At 66.6% G+C, this 1,929-nt stretch carries 2 protein-coding genes; both read right to left on the minus strand.

The window, feature by feature from the left end; translation table 11 throughout:
- The coding region (locus ABLU67_RS23965; protein WP_348852562.1) for a sodium ion-translocating decarboxylase subunit beta at positions 1-529 on the minus strand (529 nt) is incomplete at its 3' end.
- A gap of 15 nt (positions 530-544) precedes the next feature.
- The coding region (locus tag ABLU67_RS23970; RefSeq protein WP_348852563.1) for a pyruvate carboxylase subunit B at positions 545-1,929 on the minus strand (1,385 nt) is incomplete at its 5' end.

Below are 1,929 nucleotides of genomic sequence, written 5' to 3' on the forward strand. Positions count from 1 at the left end.
CCCCCAGCACCGTGGCGAAGATGCCGAACTGCGCCGCCGCCCCCAGCAGCAGGGTCCGCGGGTTGGCCAGCAGCGGGCCGAAGTCGGTCATCGCCCCGACGCCCATAAAAATCACCAGCGGGGCGATACCCGAGCCGATGGCGACCTTATAGAAAATCGCCAGCACCCCGGCGGAGTAGCCCATATCCACGGCGAGGTCCTCCATCTGCCCCTGCACCGACGGCAGGGCCAGGGCCAGCGCCTCCCTGATGGCGTGGACATCCGGGGTACAGTGGAGCTTCGCGGCAATCACCGCCAGCTGCCCGGCGTCGTGGTGGGCCAGCAGGCTCTCCAGGGCGGTCAGCGCCAGCCCGGCCTCCGGGATATTCGACAGCAGGCCGCCGAAGCCAATCGGCAGCAGCAGCAGCGGCTCGAACTTCCTCGCGATGGCCAGCCACAGCAGCAGCAGGCTCACCAGCAGCATGACGGCCTGGCCGGCGCCGAGGTGCATCAGCCCCATGCCCTGAATCAGGGCGTTCAGACTTTCCATTTCGCGTCCTCTTCCTTACGCCAGGCTCAGCAGGGTGTCGCCCACCGCCACCGCGTCCCCGGATTTCACCGCGATACCGCGCACGGTCCCGGCCTGCGCGGCGCGGATTTCGGTTTCCATCTTCATGGCTTCCAGAATCAGCAGCACGTCGCCCTCGGCCACCGTCTGGCCTTCCGTGGCAATGACCTTCCAGATGGTGCCCGCCAGCGGCGCGGTCACCGGGGTGCCGGCACCTGCCGGGGCGGCTGCGGGGGCCGTGGCCTGAACGGGGGCCGCTGCCGTCAGCGGGCTGATATCGCCGCCGTCGCTGACCTTCACCACAAAGGCCTTGCCTTCCACTTCCACGGTGTAGACGCCGGAGGCGGCCGGTTTCTCTGCTTTCACAGCAGGTTTGACCTCTTCAGCCTGCGGTACCGGCTCAAAGGCCGCCGGGTTGTGGCGGTTCTCAAGGAACTTCAGGCCGACCTGCGGGAACAGGGCCACGGTGAGCACGTCGTCGATGGCGTTGTCGGCAAGCTGAATATTCTTCTCCTGCGCCTGGCGCTTCACGTCGGCTTCCAGCTGCGCCAGCTCCGGCTTCAGCAGGTCCGCCGGACGGCAGGTGATGGCCTCTGCTCCGTCCAGCACGCGCGCCTGTAATGCCGCGTTGACCGGCACCGGGGTGTGGCCGTACTCGCCCTTCAGTATCCCGGCGGTCTCCTTCGCGATGGTTCTGTAGCGTTCGCCGGTCAGCACGTTAAGCACCGCCTGGGTGCCGACAATCTGCGAGGTCGGAGTGACCAGCGGGATAAAGCCGAGGTCTTCGCGCACGCGGGGGATTTCCGCCAGCACCTCATCCAGACGGTGGGCGGCGTTCTGCTGCTTCAGCTGCCCCTCGAGGTTGGTGAGCATCCCGCCCGGCACCTGGGCCACGAGGATACGGCTGTCGGTGCCCTTCAGCTGGCCTTCAAAGGTGTGATATTTCCTGCGCACCTCGCGGAAGTACGCCGCGATGCTCTCAAGCTTCAGGATATCCAGCCCGGTGTCATGTTTTGTGCCTGCCAGCGTCGCCACCAGCGCCTCGGTGGCCGGGTGGCCGTAGGTGGCGCTCATGGAAGAGATGGCGGTATCGACACCGTCGACGCCGGCCTCGATGGCCTTCAGCAGGGCCATCTCCGCCATCCCGGTGGTGGCATGAGCATGCAGGTGCAGCCTGACGTCATAGCGCTTTTTGATTTCGCTCACCAGCTCGAAGGCCGCCATCGGGGTGAGAATGCCGGACATGTCCTTAATCGCGATGGAATCGACGCCGGTCTCCAGCAGCTGTTCGGTCAGGTCGAGCCAGGTCTGCAGGGTGTGGGCCGGGCTGGTGGTGTAGGAGAGCGTGCCCTGGGCGTGGGCGCCGTGGCTGCGCACCGCCT

The organism is Klebsiella sp. GN_Kp190 (genome assembly GCF_040061795.1).
Lineage (GTDB): Bacteria > Pseudomonadota > Gammaproteobacteria > Enterobacterales > Enterobacteriaceae > Klebsiella > Klebsiella michiganensis.